Raw genomic sequence first — 23,813 nt, 5'->3', positions numbered from 1 at the left:
CGGAGGTGCGTCATGACTGAACGTGACGACTCCGGGCAGCCCGCCTTACCGTCGCTGCGCGCCCTGCTGCTCGGCACCGCAGCGCCGCTGTCCGACGCGCTGTCCGAGTGGGAAAACGACTATCGGGCGACCGAAGCGGACCCGTCGCTCACCGCGGACCAGCGCATTGCGCTCTGGATGGACCAGGACAATACCCTCACCAAGCGCGTGTGTGCCGTCCCCGTCCGCAGCCTCGCCGATGCCGTGGCCGCCGCCGGCCAATATCTGAATCTGGCGCGGCAGGACGTCACCGCGCATGCGGTCCCGGAAGCGGTGGCTCAGGCCCTCGCGGAAGGGCTGCACGCCTACCTGTCGGAAGTGCGGTCCACCGTTCAGGCTACGGAGGGGAGCAGTACCATCCCCGCGCTTGCCATGACCTTCGCGGATGCCGTTGCCTCGATCCGGCGGCGGTGGCGTGAGGCCGCAGAGGCAGACGACACCGAATCGGACAAGATCGCTGCCGATGCGATCCGCATCATGGAAGCGGTGCTGAAGGCCGACCCCAGGACCCCGGCCGACGCTCTGGCACAGATCGAATTGCTGGCCGATCCGGACACCGGAATGGCGGTTGGCGAAAGCTCCAACGAGACGGACGCCGCCACAATCCGGCGTGTCTACGCGGTGCTTGCGGGGGTGCCGTCCGGGATCGCGGCGGCTGGGACCGGCAGCACCATCCTCCCGTCGCTCGGGATGACCTTCACCCAGGCGGCCGACCGGATCGCCACAAACTATGCGGAACACCTCGCTCTTCCGGATGAAGACGAGGAGAGCGCCGACCGGTTGGTGGATGAATGGAACACGATCGCGCTCGCCGTCTCCGCCACGGCGCCGCAAACCATCACCGACGCCCTGGCGGTGCTGCGGATCGCCAGCCACCCGTCATCCACCCTGCCGTTCTGTGACGTGCACGCGGAAGGCTCGACCGCTGAGGCGCTGTTCGGTGCCTTGCTTCGGGCCGCCGCGTTCCTCTCCGCCGTCCTGGCCGGGCCGGTGCAAAATTGCCCCCAACCCGACGCGGAACTGCTGGCGGCATGGGGCCTCTGGTGCCGGCCGGACACCATGCCGGACGGCCCGGAACGGCAAGCCGCCATCACCGCCGCCTCGCAGGCGGAAGTCACCATCGAGACCGTCCCGGCCCGGACACCGCAGGGCGCCGCGGTGAAGGCGATGGCCGTCGTGCAGCTCGTCCTTGGCCGGAGCCCCGACGCGCTCGAAGGCCCGATGCCGGAGGATGTCGAAGACGACTGTGCAAGCCGCGTCCTGTGGACGCTGGCCCGTGATCTGCGGCGGCTGTGGTGGTGGGCTCCTTGCCCATCGGCGCCGACCGCAGCGGCACCCAACGGCCAGCACCCCGACGCCCGCCTCTTGACGCTGTGGGAGCGCTACACCGCTGCGGTGAGTGCCTACGACGGGCTTCCCGACGGACTGACCGATGAGGACTACGAGCCGTCCTGGCTCGCGGTGGACGCCCTCCGGGACGAGATCGAGGCGACCATGCCCATTACCCTGGCCGGCGTCGCGGTACGGCTGAAACTGCACCTGATCGGGCTGGCGGAAGATGCCGCGGTCACTCCGTCCTGTTTCGGCGGGCCGATGCCGGCGGTGCTGAATTCGGCCGGGGATCTCGTGGCGCTGTGGCGGCTCATTGAACACCTCGAAGGCGCCACGGTCGCCACCGGGCCATGCGTCACACCCACGGCACCGGAGACCGACGCTTTCGCGGAAACCATCGCGGCGTTCCGGACGGAGGCGCCGGCGTCCCTGGCAATCCCCGACACCCCCACCGAAGCCATGGTGCAGGCCGGCGCCGCTGCGGGCGGGTGCCGTCCGGAGCAGGTCCGAACGATGTTCGCCGCTATGGTTGACGCCTATCATCGGGAGGCCGCGTGATGCCCGTCCTCCATTTCCCCGACCAGGGCACCCGGCGCCCGGCGGAAGTCGTCATCGACACCCGGCGCCTGACCATGCGCAACGCCGCGGATTGGCAACAGCAGATCGTGGCCGAGTGCCGGCGGCAGCGGACCCTGACCCCCGCCGTGTTCCGGTTCCTGAAGGACAGCGGCCTGTTGAGCCGGTGCACCTTCCTCGCATCCGAAGGGCCGGCGGACCCGCTCCGGTTCTGCTACATCGGGGCGCCCACGGTCGCGGTGCTGGGGCGCGCGTGGGCGCGCTCCGTCCTCGACCAGCCTGTGGACCGGGACCCGCACACCGAGTTCGCCCGCCGCGTCGGGGCGGAGTACGTCGAGGCCATGGCCGGCGGGGAGGCGCTGGTCAACCGCTTCTCCGTCGCCGGGCTCGGCCGGCCCTTCGATTACGTGCAGGCCCTGTTCGGCTGGTCGGACGGCGGGCGGCGTGCCGTGCTGGCCTGCATCGACGTCCAGACCGTTCACTGAATCGCAGCCGGCCAACTCGTCATGGGGCGCTCGGAAGGCGGGCGCCCCCACGGGCATAGATCTGCTGTGGTGCGCAAAGCGAATCGAGTTGCACCACGACGGCTCCAGGCTGGCTGTTCAACCCCATCCAGGCATCATAGCCGACGATCTCCCCTCTCCTGATGTCGCGATACAGACCGTAGGTGAGGTAGCGAACATCGCTCACCGGTATCTGCACCCCGGCGAGAGACGACGCAACCATCTCATTGCACGGGTTCGAGGCCAGCCGATCCAGGGTGCTTACCGCACCGGGTTCCGGAGCGGCCTGTGGTGGCGGGTTCAGGTTGGCGCAGGCCGCCATGAGCAAAGCCGACGCGATGCTCCCTCCCCGAACCACCGCCCGGAAAGGCATCGATTTTCCAATCCTTCGGCTCTCCACCACACAGCCCTCCTACACGCCGGCCCATTCTTCAGGGGTAACAGGAACGAGGCTTCCATGTCCCAGGCGCGTCAGACCGTGGACATGTGCGCGATGATTTCCAGGTCCAGCAGCACCGCCGGGCGGCCCCACCGCATGAGGTGCAACGGGAGCCGCCCGACGCCGCTTTGATGATAGAGGATGCCGGGCCGCTCCTCCAGCCGCCGCCGGCCACCACCGCGCCCGCTCCACACCGGAACCGTCTCCGGATCGACCAGCCCCACCACCCACTTCGGGTTCCAGCGAGCCAGGGCGACCAGCCGCACCAGCTCGCCGAGCCGGTGGAACAGCCCGGCGCCGCGCCAGTCCGGGCGGGTCCAGCCGGCGACGATCCAGGCCACCGCCCCACGGGTGTCGTGCGCGGCCTCGCTGGCGACGAAGGCCCACTCGTCCGCCGGCGCCGAGCCGGGATCGTGCAGCGCCGACAGATCCGCCAGCCGGGCGCCAAAGCTGGACGCGGCGCAGTCGAGCAGCACCGCGGCGTGGGTGGCGACCACCTCCCCTTCGCAGTCGACCAGCCCGAGCCAAAAGGCCGGGGCACTGGACGGCGTGGGCAGCAGGGGAAACCAGCTGTTGCGGTGCCGGGCGTTCAGCGCCTGCATGTCCGGCCAGGACTCGCACAGGATTGGCGTGGCGCCGCGGGCGACCAGCTCGGCGCAGAGACGGTCACGCGCGGCGCCCAGCGCCGGGACGAGCGGGCCGACGCCCAGGTTAAGGGTTTCGACAAGGCGATAGTCGGGCGCGACGTTGCGCGCCGGGAACATGGCGTTCACGGTGGAGTCCTTGATGGTGATGATGAAGGGGGTGAGGAGCGGTTAGGCCGGTGCAGAGGGTATGTACAATCTGTACCCACCCTTCAGCCGATCGACGCGCAGGAGGCCGTCAGGTTGCGACAGGCGCTCGACGTTCGCGCAGCGCCCCACAGACCATCTCGGCCACGCACAGCGTGTTGGCTGCCATCACGAAGGGACTACCGATCCACATCTGTCGATTTGCGTTGCTGTAATAGCAATTCTGATTCCTCGTACGTGCGCACGAGGAGCGTCACTTTTCCCCAGCCAAAATCAAGGGCTTGGATGCTGCTTCTTCGCTTGCGCACACAAGGAAGCCGCGGAGGGATAGCCACAGGCTGAGATGGTGGGGATGAGCCGTGGCAGCATGATGAATGCCCCTCCTTCGGGCATGAAAAATGCCGCCTCGGCGGGGGCCGGGCGGCTGGTGGATGAAATCTCGGTGCTGTAGGCTCTGGGGCAGTCTGCGAAGACGTTTCGGACGTTGGGTGGCGGGAACCTCGGCTCAGCACGCACACGTCGCGGACAATGACCGCTGTGTGGACCGGACAATGCGGGCCGGCGCCGGCCCATCTTCGGATGGCTCGACCGAACCTAGGGGGTGACGTCCCTAGCCAGCGGTCACGCCCTCAATCCAGTTCGTCCGCCGGGAAGTCCGACAGGTCCACCGTCTGGCCGGCGAGAGCGTGCGAACTGGCGCCGCAGAACTCGATACGGCCCGAGCGGTGAAGTAGTGGCAGATCTGCGCGGCCCGCCCGCTGTTCAGTGCGAACCGCAGGGTGATGTTCACCGAAGGGCTGAAGGTCGGCGCCGCGGCGTTGCCGTCCCAAGTCCACCGGGCACCGTTCCAGAACGGGGTATCCACGGCGATCTGGTGCATGGCGTTGCAGCCGGGGCGCCATTGCTCGTGCAGAGCCAAGTCGCCGTACTGGCGGCGGATCAGCTTGGGGCTGAGGATCTGGGTCATGGCGGCTCTGAAAAAGGAAAAGCCGCCGGGCGAGGGCCGGGCGGCTGAAAGTGGAAAACTGTCAGAAGGGGCTAGCCTTCTGAATGCTTCTCCAGTTTCCTGATCTCAGGCGACTTTTCTCTGAGCGCGATAGTTTTCTGGATCTGTCCCATCAACTACAACCCGCGCTGATTTTGCATCACTAACACTCTGCCGAGAGATGCGCTCAATACCAATCTCTTCAAGCTTCAATCGCTCAACAGCCAGGAGTCGAATGACCGTCATCGCGTTCTGGTGAATCGGGTTCTCTCCGCGCTCCCAACGGCTAATGGTCAGGGCTTCGACATGCAGAATGTTGCCCAATTCCTGCTGAGTCAGGCCCAACTCAGTGCGCAAGAAACGCAACTCCGGGCCGGTCATACCGACGCCGTCGCACACAATCGAGCGAGCAATTTCCCGATGCAGGCCAGGGAAATTCGGAATGCGATAGACGGCTTTACCGGCAAGATCGACGTGCAATTCAATGCCTTCGATCCAAACGTCGTCTAAGCCGCATTCGGTATAGTGATACGGAGTTATAGTCATAGCGGTCCCCTCTCGCCACCTCGTAGCACTGACGTCAACACGCCTGAGAGCGATCTAATCAAGAACGTCGCAGACGCGAATTTCATCAGTATTGCCGAGTATAGCCATTATCCTGAGATTCTTACCGATCCAGTTCGGAGTTTTTGTTTCAACAATGTACTTGAAAGTTAGCGCCGTTGAGCACGCCATCCCAGGAAGCGATACCTTGCCAACCCTCAGTACATAATGAAGATCTCCAATGATAAGTTCTTTTTCTCGAAGCTTACTTGGAACATCCTCATCCCAAACGAGCGTAAACCCTCTGCTTGCAACCGCATTTATGCGTGCCGTGGCCACCTCTGGGGTGAGTGGCTGTGGCATTAACGACGATGTTAGTGCGCCCATCTAGTTCATCCGTGCGAACCGGAGCGGTTGTTACTCGCTCCAGCCCAGTTTCGCAAGTCCGAACTTATCATGGTGATAAGTCGGTGTCCATTACGCGATGAGCAGATGCATCTCCACATTGTCATATCAGGTTTCTGATATAGGATATGACGATCTTCTCTGTATGCGCGTGAAACTTGCTATCATAGAGGCGCCCGACGAGAGATGTGGCATGTTAGCCCTCACGAAGGCTGCCTCTCACTAGGTGGTGCACGCGCTCACGTCCCTTGGTCCGCTCGTCCCAGGACCAAACCGGCCCCAGGTCCACGTGCACGAAGGTGTAGTAGCGCCCGACCCTGGGAAAGCCGCCTTGTGAGGGGTGGCCTGTGGATGGCCTGAACCTACTCGACCGCGTTGGCCGTCCACCGCCCGAAGTCGCCGTCCTCCACAATGGCCGGGAAGCCGCAGCGCTGGAGCGCCCGCTGCAGGACGGCCACGTCCGGCCCGACGTCGCCCGCGGCGCCGCGGGCTCATCATCAGACCGCACGTGAAAGGCGTTGAAGGTGGTGGCTGCCTGCCGTGCTGAACCACCAAGACAAGGCTTCGAGGTGGCGATACATCGTCATGCCGCTCGATGCGGGACTACCGTGTCGAAGAAGTCATCGACTTGACCCAATGGCCCCGAGGCACCATGCGCGTTGCTGCCAGAAGCTGGGCGATACGAAGTGCCGGCTTTTTTTTGTGTCAGGAAAGCCGGCGAACCCCGCGGCGGCAGCCCATCCTGCATTTCGCCCCGGCGGAGGCAGGCGAGCGTTTCCACTCTCAAGGCAGGCCTGCCAGGATCGGAAGTAGGCGCAACGATCAGGCTCCGCAAGCCGTACCCCGGCGTTTATTCATCTGCCCAGGTTGCCTGATCCGCTCGGCGCTCCTGCATGGTCGGCTCGAGCCAATAACGGCGGGGATTTCCGCACATCCAACAACTGCAAGACGCCAGATTGTCTGCGCCTTTCTGGGGGAATGCAGCCCATGGCCGCAGCCGAGCAGCTTTAGCGACCATGCGCGCACGGTCGTGGCGGCGGCGCGCCCGCTTCATGTCCTTGAACATCGTGCCTCTCCAAGCTCGATGCCCCGGCGCATTCCGTCCGACGATGGACGGTGCTACCGGGGCTATCGTTTCTTGGCGGAGGCGGGTGCGCAATCAGTCATGCCGGCATTGTAGCGTCTGGCCGCGATGGCGTCACGCCCCGGCGGTCACCAGTTCGACCGGCACCAGCTCGTCAATCCGCGGCCGGCGTCGACCGGTGGGTTGACGCTTCGGATGTCGCCACCGTTCGGCAGGAGCACAGTGCGTTGCGGCTCGAAGGCCTCCGGCGGTATGATGGCTAGGTCGGCGTGGGTGCCTTGGGCATCTTACCAGTAGGTCACCTCCGGGATGACATCGACCACTTCGCCGATCCCCGGCATGCCGTCGCCCGAGGTGGCGCGCACCCGCTGATAGCAGTGGCAAGCTTCTCGTCGTCGTCGCCACGCTCAGGTAGCGGCCTCGGCAAGCACAGCCCGCTTCAGATCGTCAAGCGCGGCAAGCGCGTCGGCCTGGTCCCCGTCCGGCGGCGGTGCCGGTTGACCGTCACGGGCAGCACGGAGGCTATTCGCAAGATGGCTGTGCGCCAGGGCGGCGGCTCCGAACGCGCGGTACACGTCGGTCAGGTACAGGTGCAGGGTGTTGTCCTCGCCCAGGGACTCGCTGAACTGCTCCAGCATCCCGGCCAGATCCTGGAAGCCGACGCTCACCGTGTCGGACAGATCCACCAAATCCGGCAACGTCTTTTCGGCGAGTTTCCGCTCGGCGCGCTGGGCGCGGGCACGGTGAAGGGAGCGGCGGCAAGCCGCGTCCAGTTTGGACATGGGAGTCTCCTTGGGGTGCGGGGTGAGACGGACGCCATGGCGATCCGCAGGGCTGAGAGGCAGGGTTTCAGCGGCCAAGCCGCGGAGCGCGGCGACGTACTGAATCGCCGCCTCCGTGATCAGCGGTGGGAAACCCGGCGGCAGGTCCGGTCTGCTCATGGCGAAGATGGCGAGATCCGCTAGCGTTCGCCGGAGGCCAGCGGTGCGGAGAAGGATGTCCTCCAGCGCACGGTCGGCATTTCGGGACCGGCCCATCATTCGGAACCGGACAGAGGGCGGATCTCGCCTTGCATCCGCGCGCCGAGGTCAGCGATGAAAGGAGAGGTCATGCTGTCGCCTCCAGGATGTCTTCCAGTTCTCCGGCGAGGAAGGCGTCCGCGTTCTCTTCGAAGGCGAACGGGTTGCTCTTCTCCCAGGTGCCGCGCCGTTTCAGTTTGGTCTGGAGGTCGAACAGCCGCTTCGTGACCGCCGCGTTCAGGCGCCGCCGCATTTTCCGCGGGGCGCCGGATTCCGCGATGATGCGGTGGAGCGCCTTCCCGTGCTCTTCGAGCAAGGCGCCTATCCGCGCGACGATTTCGGCACGCTCTTCACCCGTGGCTTCACGGCGCCAGTATCGATCCTCCAGCGGGCGCACAGCCTCGCCGAACCGGTCGAATTCGGCGAGGTAGGCGATTTCCAGAGCGGCGCCACTCATGCGGCCACCCGTTCAGCAAAACCGGCGACAGCCGATTCGTTCGGATCGCCAAAGCGATCCAGGTGCTCCGCGTAGTCGGGATAGGTTCCGATGATCCGTTGCAAGGTCCCGATTTCGGTGATGGTCGTCAGGGTCATGCAGCCCCCGATGCAGAACCCCCATCCGGCCGTGCTGCTGAGCTTCCATTGCGCCAGCGCCAGCCGCTCGGCGACGGTCTGGCTGTAGGCGGAGGGAACCCGTTGCATGATCTTCGCCCCGAGATCTGGGGCCATATGCCACCCAGGCCCGAACTCCTCGACGGTCACGGATCGGGTGTCCGCATCCACCCTCCCGAGCACGGCAAGCAATCGCCTCCGGGCTGGAGAATATCCGCTGGCGACGATCTCATGCCCCTCGGCGTCGATGAAGCCGGCAGCCTCGTACTCCGCCAGGATCATGGGAAGGCGTTCGACATAGGCGTCGAGACTTCCGACATCGGTGAACAGCTCCCGGTGCAGGCGGGCAACCCGAACCTGCCCGCGGCACGCCATGACCGCTTGGTCCCCGATCGGGTCGCACTTCGTCCCACAGAGCGCGATCGGCGTGTCGCCGGCATAGACCAGCGTGTCGGACAGGATGTGGATCGCCTGTTCGCCGACATGAACGTTGATGACTGTCATCCCAGCACCTCCTCGACAATGTCCATGGCCTCCGCCGACTCCAGGAACTCGGCAGGGAATTCGTTGACCGGCGTCACCGCGTCCGCGCGTTCCTTTGCCTGCGAAGCGATGTCATACGCGCTCGCAAGATCGCGGAGCCGCTGCGCCAACTCGAAATCACCTTGCGCTTCGGCGGCCTGTGCCGCGGCAATGGCGGGCGCGGTGTTGCGGTACACGTCGGCCTGCCGTTGCGCCTCCTGACGGGCCGCTCCACTGAGGCCGGCGGCGGCTGCAACACGCTGTTGGAGATCCGCCGTGCGCATGAGGTCAGCCGCCTGCTTCGACAGGTCCGCGCCAGCGGCGGCCCCCGCTGCGGCAACGTTCTGCCTAGTCAGTTCGGCGACATTTACCGCAGCGTTGGTCGCCGCCGCCGCAACGGCGTCGTTGGCCGCCTTCTGGCGGATCGCTGCCGCCTCGCTGATGCCGTAAGCGTCGGCCAGGGCGAGGTTGCCCTGGGCAGACTGGGACAGGGCGGCCAGTTGATCCATGGCAGCCGTGGTCTGCCCGCGTGTGGCCTCGGCCACCCGCAGCCTGATCAGACGCTCACGCTCGCCGCCCTCGATGCCGTTGGCCGTGGCCTCCACTTCGGCTTGCGCCCTGGCCACCGTGGCCGCCCGACTGGCGGCGTTGACCGACAGTGCCGCGCCCTCCACCTTGACCGTTGCAGCGACGGCGTCGACGTACTTCTGCTGGGCCTCCACCGACTTGCCGGTGGCGCCCGCGGCCTGGGTGGCGCCGGCGGTCGCCGTGGCCGTGGCAGCCTGGGCCGCCTGATCGGCCTTCTGGTACTCCGCCGTCAGGGCGGCGATGGTCTGGCGGTATTGCTCGGCGCGCTGGTTGACCGACCCGCTGCCGGCGAACCCGGAAATGATGGTGTCCGGATTGTCCTTGTCTTTGTAGGAGGCGGTTTCCTGCTGGAAGCGGGCGTAATCGGCCTGTGCCTGATCGAGCGCCGCGCGGATGCTGTCACGGCCCCGCGCCGCCATCTGCTGGGCGGTCGGGCCTTTGAAGTAGTCGGCGATCGTCTGCAGCTTGTCAGCGATGGCGCTGATCACCGCGACCACGGGCCCGCTGTCGATGACGCTGTCGGCGAAGGAGCGCCAGGCGGTGCCGATAGCCTTGACCGCCCGTTCGCCCGGGGACAGCGCCTGCTCCGCCAACCCCTTGTAGCGCCCGGTCAGCGCATCCACGAAAGTCGCCAGAGCCTGCGCCTGATCGCCCTGCTCGGCGAAGGCGTGGATGGATTCGAGCTGCTTGGCGGTCAGCGCCCCGGTGGCCTCGTCGAATCGCTTAATCGCCTCGTAGCCGCCGGCGAAGGCGTCGCCCAGCGCCTTCGCGGTTTCGGCGACGCCCTGGTTGGTCCCGGCGGCGACGTCCGGCGTCAGGGCCGTGATGATGGGGATCGCGCCGCTGGCGAGCTTCGGGTTGCGGACCAGCGACGAGACGGCCTGACGGGATTCGTCACCGCCGGCACCAGCCGCCTGCATCTGGAAGACCATGGCGCGCAGTTGGCCGGTGGTCAGCTCGGCATCCCGGCCCATGGCGCGGATCGCGACGCCGAACTCGCGTGTCTGCGACGACACCTCGAAGGCGCGCACCCCAACCGCCACCGACGCGACCGCCAAGCCGACCAGCGCGGTGGCCGCCAGCCCGACCGGCGACAGCACCGCTCCGACCGCCGTGCCCAGCAGCGCCATGGCGCGGGTAACGCCACCGACCGCACCGACCGCCTGAGGGGCCTGCTGCAGCAAGGGGATGAGAAGGCCCTGCCCACTGCCGACCTGCACAACGAAATCCTGAACCTGGAAGCCAAGGTTCACGCTTTCATGAGCCGCCAGTTTCGTGCTGGTCGCGGTGCGGGTGGCAATCTCGTGCTGCTCGCGCAGGGTGCGGGACAGCGCCTCATGCTGCTCCCTGGTCAGCCGAATCCCGCCGATGCCCTCCGTCATCGCCCGGTAGAGCAGGCGCTGCTGAGCGGTCAGGCGCTCCTCGGCACCGAAGGTCCGGTCCAGGCTCCCGACCAGCGAACGCAGCGCGGTCTCTTCCTTCTGCACGGCGACGGCAGCCGGCGAGAGGACAGCGGTCAGGCGCTCCTCGTCCGCGGCCAGGTCCTCTACCGACCTTCCGGCGGCAACGGCGCCCGCGCGCAGATCGGTCAGGGCCTGGTCGAAACGCTGCTGGGCGGCGGCGGTCGGGTCCACCGCGGCCATCACGGCGCGGTAGGAGGCGGCGAGGCGGGCGTTCTCCGCCGCCGTCTGGGCAGCGGCGCGGGCGGTCGCCTGCTCGTCGGCGATGATCATCGCCGCGTCAGCCTCGCGCTCCCGCACCGCCGCGTCCCAATCCGCCGACATGCGGGCGAGTGCCGCCTTCTCCTCATCGGCCAGAAGCTTGGCCGCCGCAATTGCCGGATCGTGGGCGGCAGCGTAGGCACGGAGCAGCGCCGCACCCTCCTCCTCGGCGAGTCCGGCCCGGCGCACTATCGCCTCCAGTTCGGCAAGGCCGGCCTCGTAGCGCTTCTGGGCGGCATCGACGAGACCGAGTTCCTCGCGGTAGCCCTCCAGGGTGGCGTCCATCGCGCCGAAGGCCGCCTCGATGTCCTTCAGCCGCCGGGCCGACGCCTCAGCGTCCCCGGTGACCAGCGCCAGCGTGTTGCCGCTGCCGGCTCCTTTTCCGGTGGTGGCATAGCGCAGCTCGCCGATGGTGGCGGTGTTGACCGGCGACCGGGAGACGCCGGTGTTGTCGTTGATGGCCTTCTGGGCGGCGCTGATGCCGCGCAGCGCGGTCTCCAACCCGCGGGCACCCGCCGTCCACTCCGCGAAGCTGGCGCGACCGGCCTGGAAATCGGCGTTCAGCGCCTGCAAGGCCCGGGCGGTGCCGTTGACGCCGGTGGAGACCGAAGTGGCCGTCTCATAGACCCGTGCCATGGCGCCGGCCCAGGAGTTCGTCGACGCCGTGGCCGCAGCCATCCCCGCCGACTGCGCGTTCGCCGCGGCTGTACTGGCCGCCGCACCCGCTTCCGCCGCCGCAAAGTAGCGTTCCACGCTGGCCTTTGCCCGCTGCGTGGCGACCTCGATCTGGCCGAGGATGATGGCGCGCTGCTTCTCCTTGGCCTCGAGGCTCGCCTCGCTGCGTTCCAGGTCTTCGAGGTCGCGGCGCAGCCCGGCTGTGGCGCGGGCGACGGCAGCGGCTTCGCGGGCCGTGCGGTCGTACTGCTTCGCCAGAGCCTCGCCGCTCTTCGCCGTCCGGGTGACGCGCTCCTCCGTGGCGACGGCGGCGGTCCCGAGATTCTGGAGTGCCTGCTCAGCCGCCTTGGCACCGGCGGAGATCTGGTCGTCGAACCCGACCGCAAGACTTTCGACGTTCTGGGCCATGGATCGCTCCAAACGGAAAAGGCGCCACGGACCAGCCGGGCGCCGAAGGGGATCGGGGTGTTGGGAAGGCCGGCGTCACCGGCGCGGGGTGATGATGATCGCCGGGCTTTCGACCGGCTTTCCGGCGCGCTTGCGGGACCGGCCCTGGTACCGGCCAGACCGGTGGTGCTGCTCGGTCTGGAGGATGTACTGGCCCGGGAACGACATCGTGTAGACGCGCTTCACGTCCACGAGCACGCCGAACCGCGCCTTGATCGCCTGCACGGCATCTTCGAACAGGCCCGCCGGCACGCTGAAGGACAGGGGTTCGCCACCGACAAGCTGAACGTCGACCTTACGCGAGTAGGGCTCGATGTTCCCGATCACGACCTGCCGGACATCCGCGGTCAGCGCCGCCGGATTGAACTGCGCCATCGGCACGAACTTGCCGTCGATGCCGAGGTAGAAGCCCTTGCGGAATCGTCCGGTGCGCTCCGGCGAGCGGTTGACCAGAAACGACAAAGCGAAGGTGCAGACGGCGCCGAGGTGGTTGAAGCGGTAGATGATGCGGCCCGAAGGAGCCGGCCCCACGGCCTCCTCCGGCGCCCCCTCGCGCCCATCGACGAACCGCCGGTGGGAGGCCGGCGCCCGACCGGATTGGACGAGGCCCGCCAGTTCCGTCTTCGCGACCTGGGCCAAGTGCGCGGACTGCGCGGCGGGCGACAGGGTGCGGTTGGCGAAGACTTGGAGCGAGCGGCGGAAAGCAGCGGCGGATGCCATGGCGATCTCCGGGGAGAAAGGGGCTCCCGGGCCGGGTGGGGGGGCATCAGGTTCCGCCGCTGTCCCGCCGGGAGGCGTTCCAGTCCTGGTACTCCGCCTCCATCTCGCCGATGAGCCGGTCCAGGACGTTGGCCGCCTCCGGGCCGTAGCCGTGGCGGTCGGCCCACTCCATGACGGTGGACCAGGGGATGCGGCCCGGAGTCGGGGCGGCCATGCCGCCCCCGATCCATGGCCGGTCATCGCTGAGACGGTGCCACGCCCGCCAGACCCAGAGGACCCACGGCTCCAATGCGGGAGCCGCGGGCCTGTCCTCGTCCGGCAGGTCGTTCAGCAGGGCGGCGTGGCGGCTCCATTCGAGCTCGAAGCGGAGCCGGGCGCGGAGTTTCCCGCCGCGTCCTCGACGTCGGCGCGCTGGGCATCGCCGACCATGGTGGCCGCGGTGAAGGCCGCCGCGACCAGGGTCGGGTACTCGTCGGAGCGCAGCATGTCGCAGAACTCGGAGAAGCTGACCGACCGGCCGTCGTCATGCTCAAGGCCGCGGACGTCGAGGAGGGCGTGGTCGATGAGGCATTCCACATTGATCCGCCGCTTCATCGCCACGGGGAGCTTCTCGGCGTCGCCGCCGAAGCCCTTGGCCGCGCGGCGCTGCTTCGCCGCCTGGGCGTCGGCGTAGGCATCGCCCAGGCCGCGGGTCCGGATCTCGAAATCCTCACCGGGGTCCGGGCGGACCCAGTCGCCGTCGTTGAAGGCGGTGGTGTCGCGCTTGAAGGAGGAGAGTTTCGCCATGGTGTTGGTCTTTCCAATGTCAGTTGGTTGAAGGGGTCGGGGCGGTGCCGACACACCGCCCCGTGACGCTCGTGATGGACGAGCGCCGTCACCCCGCCGGCCAGGGGCAGGCAGGTTTCCCGGCTGTCGGGCCGGGGTCTCGGTGTTCAGGTGGTCAGAGGCAACCTCAGGCCGCGAGGCGGTCGATCTGAAAGGTGTAGCCGAGCGTCGGGGACGGATTCCCTTCGAGCTGGAACTCGGCCATCACTGGCTGTCCGGGGCCACCGGCAACGATCTTCGGATTCATGATCGCGGCAGCCGGAATGGTCAGCACGTAGGCGTTGCCGGCGGCGTCGAGGGTGCGATAGCTCAGGACGCCCAGCGCCTCCGACCGGAAGAGGTCGTAGAGGGTGAAGTTCTTGAAGTACGTCCGCATGCTGCCCGACAGCGTGAAGGTGCCGCGGGTCATGCCCTGCGCCGCCGCCGCGCCGAGCCCGAACTGCGCCCCGGCGCCCTCCTTCGTGATCGACACGCTGAAGCTGTCCACGACCGCCGGAACGATGGCATCGTTGAGCTGCAGCGCCTGGAAGCCGGCGACGGTGTCGTGAACGCGGCCGGTCGGCGCGGCGAGCACGGCGCCGGTGGAGCTGTTGGTGGTCGCCTTCTGCTCCGACTGCGCGGCGCCCTTGAAATCACCCTGCATGAACTGACCGCGGCCGGCGTTGAGGGTGCCGCCGGTCAGGTAGGTGCCCGGATAGGTCAGGAACATGTTCGGGCTGAACCGCTTCTGGAAGAAGAAGCTCTGGAAGGTGGTGCCGTTGGTCAGGACCGAGCCCATCACCATCACCGCCGCGCCCGCCGCCTCCACCGCCATGCCGCCGGCCAGAGTGACGTCGTTGCCCGCCTTGGCGGTCACGCGCCGGAAACCGTTGTTCTCCGCCGTGGCGAAGCCGGTGACTTTGACCCACTGGCCGATCCGGACGTTCTGGAACTTGTTGCCGGTGGCGGAGGTGAGCCCCGTTGCCGTCGCGGCGATGTCGGTGCCGGTGATGTTCAGGTTGGAGGACCAGTCGCCGTTCAGCATGCCGGCCAGCAGGTCGTCGTAGGTGCCGTACGAGAGGGCGAAGTTGACGCTGGCATCCGCCTTCTCTTCAGTCGTCACCGCCGCCGACGCCTGGCCGGATTCGTTGATTTCGTTGGGCCGCTGCCGCGTCTTCGAACCGGCGAACCCCTCGCTGGTGTAGCGGACCGCCTGGAAGGCCGTCGCGGGCGCCTGCCCCCAGACGGCTTCGAGGCCGTAAGACAGTTGGACGTCGTTGGCCTCAAGGCCGGCTTGGTACCCGGTGGTCGCCATGTCGGTGCCCCTCCTTCGGGCAAAAGAAAAGCCGCCCGGAGGCGGCTGGTTTGGATGGGATGGTCGGCGCCGAGGCGCCTACAGGTCTTGGAATCGATATTCGATGCGAACGGAGAGGCGGTACCAGTTGCCGTTCTCGTCGCCCGGTTCGCCCATGCCGATTTCGGCGCCGGTGTAAACGACTGGCCCCGGCGGCAGATCGCGGAAGGTGTTGGCGACGGCCTTGGCCAGTTGGCGCAGGGCAAGTTCACCGGTTCCGGTTGGGGTAAAGCAGTGGACCCAGATCGCCCCGTCCTCCTGCCAGACACCGCCGCCGAGTTCGATGGGGGAAGACAGATTCCCGCTCGCCGTCACCGCCATCCACAGCGGCGCCGGGTCGGCGGTGGGATCGGGAAGGTCGAAGGCCTCGTTCGGCCAGGAAATGTGGTCGGGCGGGACGAGCGCCGCCGCATCGATGCGGGCGCAGGCATCGAGCCAGACTTCAGGGCTGCTCATGGATTATCCCCTGACCCAAACCACGAAGCCGACGAGTTCGGCTCCGTCATGAAGCGGTTGGGCGCCTTGCACCGTACCGCCGTCGAGGAGGTCGCTCTTCTTCGGCGGCCCCGGCCAGTTCTGCGCCTCGATGTCGGCCTGCGCGATGCGGATGCGCCGGTCGCCCTGGATCACACCGCCGACAAGTTCCGTGGGTTGATAGCCGCGGTCCTTCCCGTGGACGGTGCAGGTGGTGAAGGTGCTGCCGGTGCCGGCCCGGCGCTTCAGCTCCAAGGGCCGACCGGACCGGCGGAGGGAGTCGGCGAAGCGGGTTGCCGCGCTCATGCGAAGGTGACCAGCCGGTAACCACCCAACCGACCGGCGATGTCCTCCGGCAGGCCACCCACCGTCTTGACGGTGTCCGACGCGCTCCAGGACATCTTCTCAACGTCCGGGTTCTCGTAGCTGCGCAGCGCCGGGTCACGCCCGCGAGCGTGGTAGGCACGGACGCAGAGGTCGAGGCAACAGCGCTCCACATCCGGCGGAATTGCGGCGAAGCCGGCGGTGTATGTCACCTCCACCTTGCCGACCGGCCAGCCGAGGGAATGGCCGGAAGCGTCCATCCGGAGCAGGAAACCCGCATCGGCATCCTCCACCTCCCAGCCCCCATCCAGCAATGCTTCACCGTTCAGCACCACCGCCGTGACGGAGACGACCGGCACCCGGTTCAGGATCAGCCGGCCACGCTGCCGGTCGCCGCGGATCGTCTCCGTCGCTTCGACCGCGGCGAAGGACCGTCGGCAGTATCGCTCGATCGTCGCCGACCATTGCCTGATCAGCAGCTCCAGGGACAGATCCTGATCCGGGCCGGTGATGTCGAGTTCGGCCTTCAGCGCGTCGGCGGTGGTGAGCATGGGCACCTCACAAATTGAGGGCGGCCAGGGAGCCGCCCCAACCATCGAACCGGAGCCATCACACCGGCGGATTCGGGGTCGGCTCTTGATGGGCGCCGCTCAGCACCGCGACCGCGGCGATGTAGGCGGCCCCAGCGTTGTTCGCCGGTGTCACGGAGAGGCGGACGTAGCGCTTGTTGCCGACGTAGCCGACCTTCCGCGTCTTGTAGGAATCAGCGAAGGTGAAGCCGGCCAGGGCCAGCGTGCCGACCAGTTGCTCCGCCGGCACGTTCACGGCGTCCGACAGGTTGGCGGCGTTGCCGTGCTCCACTGTCACGGCGAAGGTCGCGTCGGCGTCGGCCAGAGAGCCGACCTGGACGGCGAAGGTAAGAGAGTCGTAGCCCAGCACGTCGATGACGCTGCCGATCAGCGGCGTGTTGTCGGTGACCGCCGCACCCGGCGGGATCGCCACCAGCGGGTGGCAGCCATTCAGGGAATCGCGCATATCGTGGCCCTCCTTCAGGCCGAAAAGCGAAAGGGCGCCGCAATGGGCGCCCTTCTCGCTGACTGTGGATTGGACCCGGCGATCAGGACGCCGCGAACTTCAGGAACTTGATCGCCTCGAAATTCAGGACGCCGCCACCGAAGCGGACACGGGTGTAGAACTTGACGTACGGCTTCAGGGTCAGGTTGTCGCGGATCACCGTCAGCCCGAGCCGGTCGACGATCTGGTAGCCCTCGGTGAAATCACCGAATCCCAGCGAGAGCGAGCCGGCACCCAGCCCCGGCATGTCCTGCGCGATGGTCACCGGGAAGCTGAGGAGCTGCTGCGGCTGGCCCTGCTGGAGTCCGGGCTGCCAGAGGTAATTGCCGGTGGCGCTCTCCTTGAACTTGCGCACCTTGGTGATGACCTCACGGCGGGTCACGAAGCGCGCGTTGGCCAGATAGGCGTCCTTGACGGCACCGATCAGGTCGAACAGCTTGTCCGCCGGGTTCTCGCCACTGAAGTCACCGGACGCTCCTGAGAGGATGTGCTCCAGCTTGCCCCAGGGGCGGCTGCCATCGCCGGCCGCCACCGTCGGGTAGGAGCAGAAGCCGCGGGGCTCGGAACTGCCGCTGCCCGTCACGAAGCGGCGATTCTGGCCGCGGGCGATCTTGTCGGCCGTCTTGCGGGCCAGCCACGCCTCGACGTCCACCGCGGCGTCTTCGATGAGCTGCTGGGTCGCCTTGGGCTCGACGGCTCCCTCCCACACCGGGATGCGCCACTTGGAGATCTTCGGCGTCTTGCCGTCGCCGGGCGCCTGGGTCTCGCCCAGCATCACCAGATCGTCCGCCTCGTCCAGGTCGTTGATGCCCTCCAGCGCGTCGGTGCTGATCTGCTGAACGGAGGCGATCTGGCGGATCGGCGACGTCTCATAGACGCGAGTCTGGATGCGGCCGGTGACGTCGGCCTGGACGAGGTAGCCGCCGTCCGGGTCGGACCCGACAGACAGGGTCTTCACCTCGGAGGGCTCCAGGAGGTGGGAGCCCTTGCGCAGGAAGGCGTTGAAGGCCGACTTGTAGGCCGTGTAGCCGTCAGCGCCGACCTCCGCCGGGGCCGGCCGGTTGTACATGGCGCTGTGCGACTTCAGCAGAACCTGGAACGACTTCAGTTCGGCTTCCGCCTTGCCGGCATCGGTGCCGAGACCGCCCGGCCGGTTGAGCCGCTTTTCCAGATCGTCGATGCGCTTCTGCTCCGCCGCCGCCTTGGCCTCGATGGCGTCCTTCGCGGCCTGGAGCTTGTCGAGCGCCTCCTCCACCTTGGTAAGATCCGCAGGGGCGGCCTTGATGCCGGCCTTCATCTCCTTCAGCTCGGTCTCGTTCTTGGATTTAAACTCCTCGAACGCGCGTCCGAGCTGGTCGATCACCGTGGCGACGTCGCCGCCACCGGCGTCCTTCATCTCGTACTCATAGCTATCGCGAGGCATTGTGCTCCCCTTTACTTGGAAATGGTCGAAACGAGCCGCGACAGCGCGGCCCCCAGATCGCCGTCACCAGCCTCGCGCTGGTCGATGGCCTTGAAGCCCTTGGCGAGGATCGCCTTGGCTTCTGTGCGGCTGAACCCGGCCTCGCGCAGGGCCTCCTCCGCATCCTTGATGCTCAAGCCGCCGGCGGACTTTACCGAGCCGACGCGCGCCTTGGGGTTGGCCGGGAAGGTCACGAGCGATACTTCCAGGAGGTCCACCTTTGTCAGCTTGCGGCGCGGGTCTTCCGGCTTGCTCCGGGCCTCCCAGGTCTTCGCGATGTAGCCGATCGACAGGCCGTCGATGGCCGGTCGGGGGTCCATCTTCAGCAGCCCGTAGGCCTCCCGCCCACGGATGGTATCCGCGAGCTTTCCCTCGACCTTCAGGCCGATGCTGTCCTCCTCCAGGGAGGTCCAGATGCCGACCGGCGTCATGTCGTCGGCGCCCATTCCCCAGCCGCCGTGCTGCATGAGCATGGCCGGCCACTGGCCGGTGGACTTCGCCCGCGCCAGGGTGTCGGTAAAGGCGCCCTTGACGATCAGATCGCCATAGGAGTCGACGTTGTCGAACACGGCGCCGTAGCCGGAAAAGGTCATGGCGTCGCCGCCCGCGAGCTTCACCTCGCGGAGGCCGAACGATGAATGCAGCATGGGGCGTCCTATGGAGTTGGTGTTGGAGCGGCGACTGGCGCCGGCTTCGCGGTCGGCTGCGGGAGCTTGTCCGCCTCGGGATCGGAGGATCGCTCCATCTCCTCGCAGTCCCTCACCTCGTTCTGGGTCATCCACCCCTTGGTGCCGCCGGAACCGAGCGCCTTGGCGTAGTACTCGGCACGGTCCTTCGCGGCGCCGCGCATCAGCTCGTTGTCGAGGAACTTCGGGTAGAAGCCGGCGCGCCGTTCTTCGGTCGTCAGAAGGAAGCGCCGGATGGACGCCTCGAAGCGGCGGTGCCAGGGCCGGATGGTGTGGACCGCGTGCGCGATGAACATCTGCTCGGCACTGGCGTAGGTCGCTGTCTTGTCGCTGTAGCCGACCATGATGGGGTTGACGCCGAACCCCCGGCAGATTTCCTCGATCTGATGCTTCCGCGTTTCCAGGTGCTGCGCATCGACTCCGGTCATGGCGATGGACAGCCACTTCGCCGCACGGTCCAGGATCAGCGGCTTACCCGTGTTGTCGACGCCGGCCATGTGCTGGGCGATGATCTCCTGAAGGCGTTCATGCTGGGGTTTGTCGAGCGTCCCTTCGATGCTGTAGACCCCGCTCGGCTTGACGCCGTTTCTGTGCAGCCGGGCATGGGACTGTTCCAGGGCCATCGACAGGCCGATAGCCTCGCGCGTGAGACGGACGGGTTCCAGGCCCATGTAGCCATTCCAGGAGGGGCCGCGCAGGTGCCAGATCGCCTCGGCTGGAACCTCCTCACGGTGACCGTCGAGACCGGTAACCCAGTAGCGCAGTTGCCAATTCGACTCGCGCTTGACCTCCACCCGCCCAGGCTCCAGCGGGAGCAGCTCCGAAATTCGACCGCGCACCCGGTTGACGAAGACGAAGGCGTTGCCGCAGAGCGCCACGTGGAAGGCCAGCGTTTCGCGGAACTGCAGGCTGTCCTGCCAGTCGTTCGGCGCCGTCGTGAGGACGTCGTGGAGTGGATGGTCGGTCGCCTCCGTCCGGCCGGAGCCCGTCTTCTGGAAGAGCTTCAGCGGCACGGTGGAAAGGCCGTCCGAGATGACGGCGACGCAGCGCAGGACCGCCGTCACCTCCAGCGCCGTCTTCCAGGTGACCGTCACTCCGGAGCGCACCGGCGACGATCCGTAGACTTCGCGGAACAGTTCCAGCGTGGCGTTCTTCCGGTTCCACGGGAGGCGCGACCAGAATCCCATATCAGTCTTCCTCCCACCAAGATTTCTGGGTTGCCTTGCTGACCATTCCGCCCGCCGCCCCCATGCCCATGATCACCGTGAGCATTCCGTCGATGCGGCCACGGGACCGCCGCTTGGCCGAGGCGCGACCAGAATCCCATATCAGTCTTCCTCCCACCAAGATTTCTGGGTTGCCTTGCTGACCATTCCGCCCGCCGCCCCCATGCCCATGATCACCGTGAGCATTCCGTCGATGCGGCCACGGGACCGCCGCTTGGCCGGCGTCCGGTTGCCGAGCCCGTCATCAGCGAGCATCAGGTTCGCGCTGCACAGGTTCGTGACGGGCGACCGGTGGATGGTGACGGCCTTGTTGACGATGGCCTCTTCGGTCTCTCGAACCGACCGCGGCATCCACAGCGACGAGGGGCTGTCGAACCCCCGAGGCCCTTGTCCGTGGCGCACCATCTTGAGCCCCGATCCACCGGGCTTGTCCGGCCCCTCGTAGCGCCAGACGTCGAGCCCGACGTCCCGGGCCGCTTCCTCGAAGTCCTGAATCTGGGCGGGATCGAAGGCCATGCCGACGACGCGGTTACGGACCATCTCTTCCTTCACCGCCCGCGCTACGTGGGCCTTCGGGATGGTCGGGCCCGGCACGGCTTCGATCAGGCCCTCGCGCGCCCAAGCCACGTAGGGCGCCTTGTCCTCGTCGGCCCGCTGCGCCAGCGTGTCCGCTGGCGTGAAATAGCGAACCTTGACGAAGCGGTGCCCGTCCGTCGGACGAATCCAGGTCTTGCCGAGGGCGGTGAAGTCGATGCGGTTCGACTGGTCCAGGGAGAGCCAGCAGTCCCAGTCCCGGAATTCGGCCTCGTCGATGTCGCCCAGGACCGATTCCCACAGCCCCCATTCGATCCAGCAGTCCGCGGCACCGACCTTGACGCCGAAGTACAACCGTTTAACCGCCAGCTCTTTCGACGGAAGCCCTTGCGCCTTCTGCACCTGCGCCTGGATGTTCGAACGTTCGAACGTCACCCCGAGCGCCGGCAGCGACTTTGCCCAGCAAGAGGGGTCCTCGAAGGGCTTGTCGTCCTTGTCGGTCCGGGCGATGAAGACGAGCGAGGTGTCGTCCTCTCGGGCGCCCAGCACCACGTCCTCATAATAGTCGCTGTACTCGGTGCCGACGACCTGATCGGCCGCCGCGGTGTTCGTGCCCATGATCAGACACGAGTTCCCCGGTACCTTGGTGATTGCCTGTTCCCAGGTCTCAATGACGTCCGCGCTCTTCAGCTCGTGCACCTCATCGACCAGCACCAGCAACGGCTTCGGCCCGGACTGCGTGTCCGACGACGCCACCGGGGAAAAGGTGCAGGTCCCGAGCCCTTCCGCCGCCCCATCCCATTCGAGCTTCCAGGTTTCGTCGCCGGTGCCACGGGGGCGGATGCCGCAGAACTGCTCCAGCGTCTCGTCGTTGTCCGGGACCTGTGCCCGTACCATCGAGACGGCGTCCTTGAAGATGACGCGCGCCTGATCCTTGGTGGCCGCCGCCGAATAGACCTCGGCCCGCGGAACACCGGAAAAGCGCAAGCCATAGAGGCCAAGCCCGGCCATCCACGGGCTTTTTCCCTGTCCTTTACCGGTTTCCACCCAAACGGAGCGGAACCGCCAGAACCCGGTGTCCGCCCGCTTCCAGCCGAAGAGCTGGCCCGTGATGAAGGCTTGATACCACAGCAGATTGAAAGGCTCGTTCGCCTTCACGCCGCCGGTGATGGTCAGCATGGACGGGAACCACCGGATCGCCCGCTCCGCCGCGGCGACATCGAACACCAGCCCGCGTCCCGGTCCGTCCCTCAGGTCGCGAAGATGCCGTTCAACCGCCCGCCCGACGAGATCGCCGACGACGATGCGTTCGGCCGTGACCTCCTGGCAGATGCGGGCGACGGTGTCAGCGGCTGGCAAGGAAGTCATGGGCTGCGGTCCGCTTCTTCGTGTTGCGCTTGGCAGCGGTGGCGCCGCCCCGGCGCCGCGGCGGAATCCCGAGTTCCACCTCCGCCTTGGTCGCCGCTTCGTCGGCCTGACGCATCTCCGCCTGCCACAGGCTGTGCATCGGGACCTTGGTGCGGGGCGACTTCACCACCGCGCCGCCCTGGAACATCTTGGCCGCCGCGATGTCGTACCGGACGTAGCTGAGGACCAAACGCTGGAGCTGGTGCCGGTTCTCCGGGCCAAGGGTACCAGCCGCGCGCATCGCCGCGGTGACCCGGCGCCATTCCTGGCCGGCCACCGCGCGCCACCGGCTATTGTCGCCGGCCTTGCTGCGCCCGGCATTGGGGATCAGGGCATCCCAATCCGGTTCCTCGATATCGAGGCCAGCACCGTCGATCACCGTGAGTGTCATGGCGATTTTCTCCGAAAGGGCGGTCGGAAACCCCCTCCCCGAATTTCAAGTTTTGTGAAAATGGAGGCCCCAACCGGTCCCAGCCCCCTCTTTCCCCCGAGATTGGAGGCCCCCCTACCCGGCGGGTTGATGATGCTGGCCGTGCCTCCGGATGTCGGCTTCTCCGGCAGGGCGGAGAGTGGTCTGTCTCAGCAGGGTCCAGGCTGAGCGCGGGGTGAACGACCGCGGCGACGCCGATCAGGCGCCCCGCTTGTTCCAGGGATGGTTGGGATCGAGCGGCCGGCCTGACGCGTCGCAGCCCCGGACGATTAGCTGCCCACCGTTGCCCCTACGCCCGCTGGCGCCCTCCTTCACCATGCGGTCGTGATTGCCGCACAGGGTCCGCAGGTTGGGCAGCACGTCAGCGGACGTCGGACCGGTGGCACCCCGCGGGCGAGTCTGGATGTGGTCGACGTGGAGGGCGTGCGTCGGCGTCTGGCAGCCCTCCACCGTGCAGTGGTACCCGTCACGCTTCAGTGCCTCGCGGCGGAGAACGAACCAGAAGGAGGAGCGGTAGAACGGATTTCCGGGCATCGGCACACACCTTCGAATCTTAGGACAACTTCAGCTCACCTGATGTTGCACCCCAGATGCACTCGTGGGCAGGACGACCCTTCAGACCGCAGCTTGATCGCGCAAACTAACGCGAGAAGTGACCGATGCCGACGGACGAAGCCATCATCAAGGCGGCCTGCATTCAGGCGACCGCCATCCTCATCGCGAAGACCAACTATGATGCTCAGACCGTTGACAAAGCCGCCGACCTCACCGCCCGGCTCGCCTTCGCGATGTGGAGGCGGTTCGATCAGATCGATCCTTCTGTCACGCAACAGGGCAAGGATGCCACTCCCTGAGACAACGAAACCCGCCACGGGCGAGTCGGGCGGGCGGGCGGATTCTCAGGGGGATGAATTTTTGGCAGGCACACTACGCCTATCGAGACAACTACTACTTTTTCTCGAACGAGCTGTCAAGGGGGTTATCAAGAGGTCTCAAGCGCTGATTTCAGCCCATAGATTACATGTGCTACTGGCGGA

The 23,813-nt window shown here is 66.9% G+C and carries 27 protein-coding genes; 3 read left to right on the top strand and 24 right to left on the bottom strand.

Translation table 11 applies throughout. The features are described from left to right. Positions 1–12 precede the first annotated feature (12 nt). Together FHW79_RS08345 and FHW79_RS08340 are read left to right on the top strand one after the other, a co-directional pair. On the top strand, positions 13–1,929 hold the full coding sequence (locus FHW79_RS08345) for a hypothetical protein (RefSeq protein ID WP_183178484.1): 1,917 nt from the start codon (positions 13–15) through the stop codon (positions 1,927–1,929). Then, a complete protein-coding gene (locus FHW79_RS08340; protein ID WP_183178483.1) occupies positions 1,929–2,432 on the top strand; it encodes a hypothetical protein in 504 nt (167 codons plus the stop codon). Before FHW79_RS08345 ends, FHW79_RS08340 begins: the two co-directional genes overlap by 1 nt. Before the next feature lie 19 nt (positions 2,433–2,451). On the opposite strand, the gene FHW79_RS08335 is transcribed toward FHW79_RS08340, so the two are convergent. From FHW79_RS08335 to FHW79_RS08220, 24 genes are all read right to left on the bottom strand, one after another. Beyond that, positions 2,452–2,772: a hypothetical protein gene (locus tag FHW79_RS08335; RefSeq protein WP_247884236.1), complete on the bottom strand. Its 321-nt coding sequence runs from the start codon at positions 2,770–2,772 to the stop codon at positions 2,452–2,454. A 149-nt stretch (positions 2,773–2,921) separates the two neighbouring features. Then, the gene (locus FHW79_RS08330; RefSeq protein ID WP_183178828.1) at positions 2,922–3,653 is read right to left on the bottom strand and encodes a hypothetical protein; all 732 of its coding nucleotides are present in this window, start codon (positions 3,651–3,653) and stop codon (positions 2,922–2,924) included. A 637-nt stretch (positions 3,654–4,290) separates the two neighbouring features. After that, on the bottom strand, positions 4,291–4,647 hold the full coding sequence (locus FHW79_RS08325; RefSeq protein ID WP_183178482.1) for a DUF6527 family protein: 357 nt from the start codon (positions 4,645–4,647) through the stop codon (positions 4,291–4,293). 105 nt (positions 4,648–4,752) lie between these two features. After that, positions 4,753–5,211, bottom strand: a complete 459-nt coding sequence (locus FHW79_RS08320; RefSeq protein WP_183178481.1) for a helix-turn-helix domain-containing protein — start codon at positions 5,209–5,211, stop codon at positions 4,753–4,755. A 54-nt stretch (positions 5,212–5,265) separates the two neighbouring features. After that, a complete protein-coding gene (locus FHW79_RS08315) occupies positions 5,266–5,595 on the bottom strand; it encodes a hypothetical protein (RefSeq protein WP_183178480.1) in 330 nt (109 codons plus the stop codon). Between the two features lie 380 nt (positions 5,596–5,975). Continuing rightward, positions 5,976–6,071: a peptidoglycan-binding domain-containing protein gene (locus FHW79_RS08310; RefSeq protein WP_183178479.1), complete on the bottom strand. Its 96-nt coding sequence runs from the start codon at positions 6,069–6,071 to the stop codon at positions 5,976–5,978. Between the two features lie 1,033 nt (positions 6,072–7,104). Further along, positions 7,105–7,479 carry a hypothetical protein gene (locus FHW79_RS08305; protein ID WP_183178478.1) on the bottom strand — a complete coding sequence of 125 codons (375 nt, stop codon included), beginning with the start codon at positions 7,477–7,479 and terminating at the stop codon, positions 7,105–7,107. A 325-nt stretch (positions 7,480–7,804) separates the two neighbouring features. Beyond that, positions 7,805–8,173, bottom strand: a complete 369-nt coding sequence (locus FHW79_RS08300) for a hypothetical protein (protein WP_183178477.1) — start codon at positions 8,171–8,173, stop codon at positions 7,805–7,807. Then, a complete protein-coding gene (locus FHW79_RS08295; RefSeq protein WP_183178476.1) occupies positions 8,170–8,832 on the bottom strand; it encodes a hypothetical protein in 663 nt (220 codons plus the stop codon). Before FHW79_RS08295 ends, FHW79_RS08300 begins: the two co-directional genes overlap by 4 nt. Continuing rightward, positions 8,829–12,242 (bottom strand): phage tail length tape measure family protein, encoded by a 3,414-nt coding sequence (locus tag FHW79_RS08290; RefSeq protein ID WP_183178475.1) that lies wholly within the window; start codon positions 12,240–12,242, stop codon positions 8,829–8,831. Before FHW79_RS08290 ends, FHW79_RS08295 begins: the two co-directional genes overlap by 4 nt. 75 nt (positions 12,243–12,317) lie before the next feature. Then, positions 12,318–13,001, bottom strand: a complete 684-nt coding sequence (locus FHW79_RS08285; RefSeq protein WP_183178474.1) for a hypothetical protein — start codon at positions 12,999–13,001, stop codon at positions 12,318–12,320. A 46-nt stretch (positions 13,002–13,047) separates the two neighbouring features. Beyond that, positions 13,048–13,215, bottom strand: a complete 168-nt coding sequence (locus FHW79_RS08280; protein ID WP_183178473.1) for a hypothetical protein — start codon at positions 13,213–13,215, stop codon at positions 13,048–13,050. 113 nt (positions 13,216–13,328) lie between these two features. Next, complete coding sequence (locus FHW79_RS08275) at positions 13,329–13,787, bottom strand: hypothetical protein (protein ID WP_183178472.1); 459 nt, start codon at positions 13,785–13,787, stop codon at positions 13,329–13,331. Positions 13,788–13,953: 166 nt separating this feature from the next. Next, positions 13,954–15,120 carry a phage tail tube protein gene (locus tag FHW79_RS08270; RefSeq protein ID WP_183178471.1) on the bottom strand — a complete coding sequence of 389 codons (1,167 nt, stop codon included), beginning with the start codon at positions 15,118–15,120 and terminating at the stop codon, positions 13,954–13,956. A 78-nt stretch (positions 15,121–15,198) separates the two neighbouring features. Next, positions 15,199–15,615 carry a phage tail terminator-like protein gene (locus tag FHW79_RS08265; protein WP_183178470.1) on the bottom strand — a complete coding sequence of 139 codons (417 nt, stop codon included), beginning with the start codon at positions 15,613–15,615 and terminating at the stop codon, positions 15,199–15,201. 3 nt (positions 15,616–15,618) lie between these two features. Continuing rightward, positions 15,619–15,939: a hypothetical protein gene (locus FHW79_RS08260; RefSeq protein ID WP_183178469.1), complete on the bottom strand. Its 321-nt coding sequence runs from the start codon at positions 15,937–15,939 to the stop codon at positions 15,619–15,621. Further along, positions 15,936–16,508 (bottom strand): hypothetical protein, encoded by a 573-nt coding sequence (locus FHW79_RS08255; RefSeq protein WP_183178468.1) that lies wholly within the window; start codon positions 16,506–16,508, stop codon positions 15,936–15,938. Before FHW79_RS08255 ends, FHW79_RS08260 begins: the two co-directional genes overlap by 4 nt. A 58-nt stretch (positions 16,509–16,566) precedes the next feature. After that, positions 16,567–16,992 carry a hypothetical protein gene (locus tag FHW79_RS08250; protein WP_183178467.1) on the bottom strand — a complete coding sequence of 142 codons (426 nt, stop codon included), beginning with the start codon at positions 16,990–16,992 and terminating at the stop codon, positions 16,567–16,569. Between the two features lie 82 nt (positions 16,993–17,074). Beyond that, the gene (locus FHW79_RS08245) at positions 17,075–18,454 is read right to left on the bottom strand and encodes a phage major capsid protein (protein WP_183178466.1); all 1,380 of its coding nucleotides are present in this window, start codon (positions 18,452–18,454) and stop codon (positions 17,075–17,077) included. Between the two features lie 11 nt (positions 18,455–18,465). Beyond that, the gene (locus FHW79_RS08240) at positions 18,466–19,140 is read right to left on the bottom strand and encodes an HK97 family phage prohead protease (protein ID WP_183178465.1); all 675 of its coding nucleotides are present in this window, start codon (positions 19,138–19,140) and stop codon (positions 18,466–18,468) included. Between the two features lie 8 nt (positions 19,141–19,148). Beyond that, positions 19,149–20,366 (bottom strand): phage portal protein, encoded by a 1,218-nt coding sequence (locus FHW79_RS08235; protein ID WP_183178464.1) that lies wholly within the window; start codon positions 20,364–20,366, stop codon positions 19,149–19,151. A gap of 141 nt (positions 20,367–20,507) precedes the next feature. Next, the gene (locus tag FHW79_RS08230; protein ID WP_247884234.1) at positions 20,508–22,118 is read right to left on the bottom strand and encodes a terminase TerL endonuclease subunit; all 1,611 of its coding nucleotides are present in this window, start codon (positions 22,116–22,118) and stop codon (positions 20,508–20,510) included. 166 nt (positions 22,119–22,284) lie between these two features. Beyond that, positions 22,285–22,737, bottom strand: coding sequence for a P27 family phage terminase small subunit (locus tag FHW79_RS08225; RefSeq protein WP_183178462.1), 453 nt, complete (start codon positions 22,735–22,737; stop codon positions 22,285–22,287). A gap of 237 nt (positions 22,738–22,974) precedes the next feature. Beyond that, a complete protein-coding gene (locus FHW79_RS08220) occupies positions 22,975–23,310 on the bottom strand; it encodes an HNH endonuclease signature motif containing protein (protein ID WP_183178461.1) in 336 nt (111 codons plus the stop codon). A 125-nt stretch (positions 23,311–23,435) separates the two neighbouring features. On the opposite strand from FHW79_RS08220, the gene FHW79_RS08215 reads away from it, so the two are divergent. After that, a complete protein-coding gene (locus FHW79_RS08215; RefSeq protein WP_183178460.1) occupies positions 23,436–23,630 on the top strand; it encodes a hypothetical protein in 195 nt (64 codons plus the stop codon). The last annotated feature ends 183 nt before the right edge of the window (positions 23,631–23,813 follow it).

Origin of the sequence: Azospirillum sp. OGB3 (assembly GCF_014192915.1) — a bacterium.
In the GTDB taxonomy this organism is placed as follows: Bacteria; Pseudomonadota; Alphaproteobacteria; order Azospirillales; family Azospirillaceae; genus Azospirillum.
Note: the sequence above shows the minus strand (reverse complement) of the source record. Positions and strands in the feature narration are given on the sequence as shown.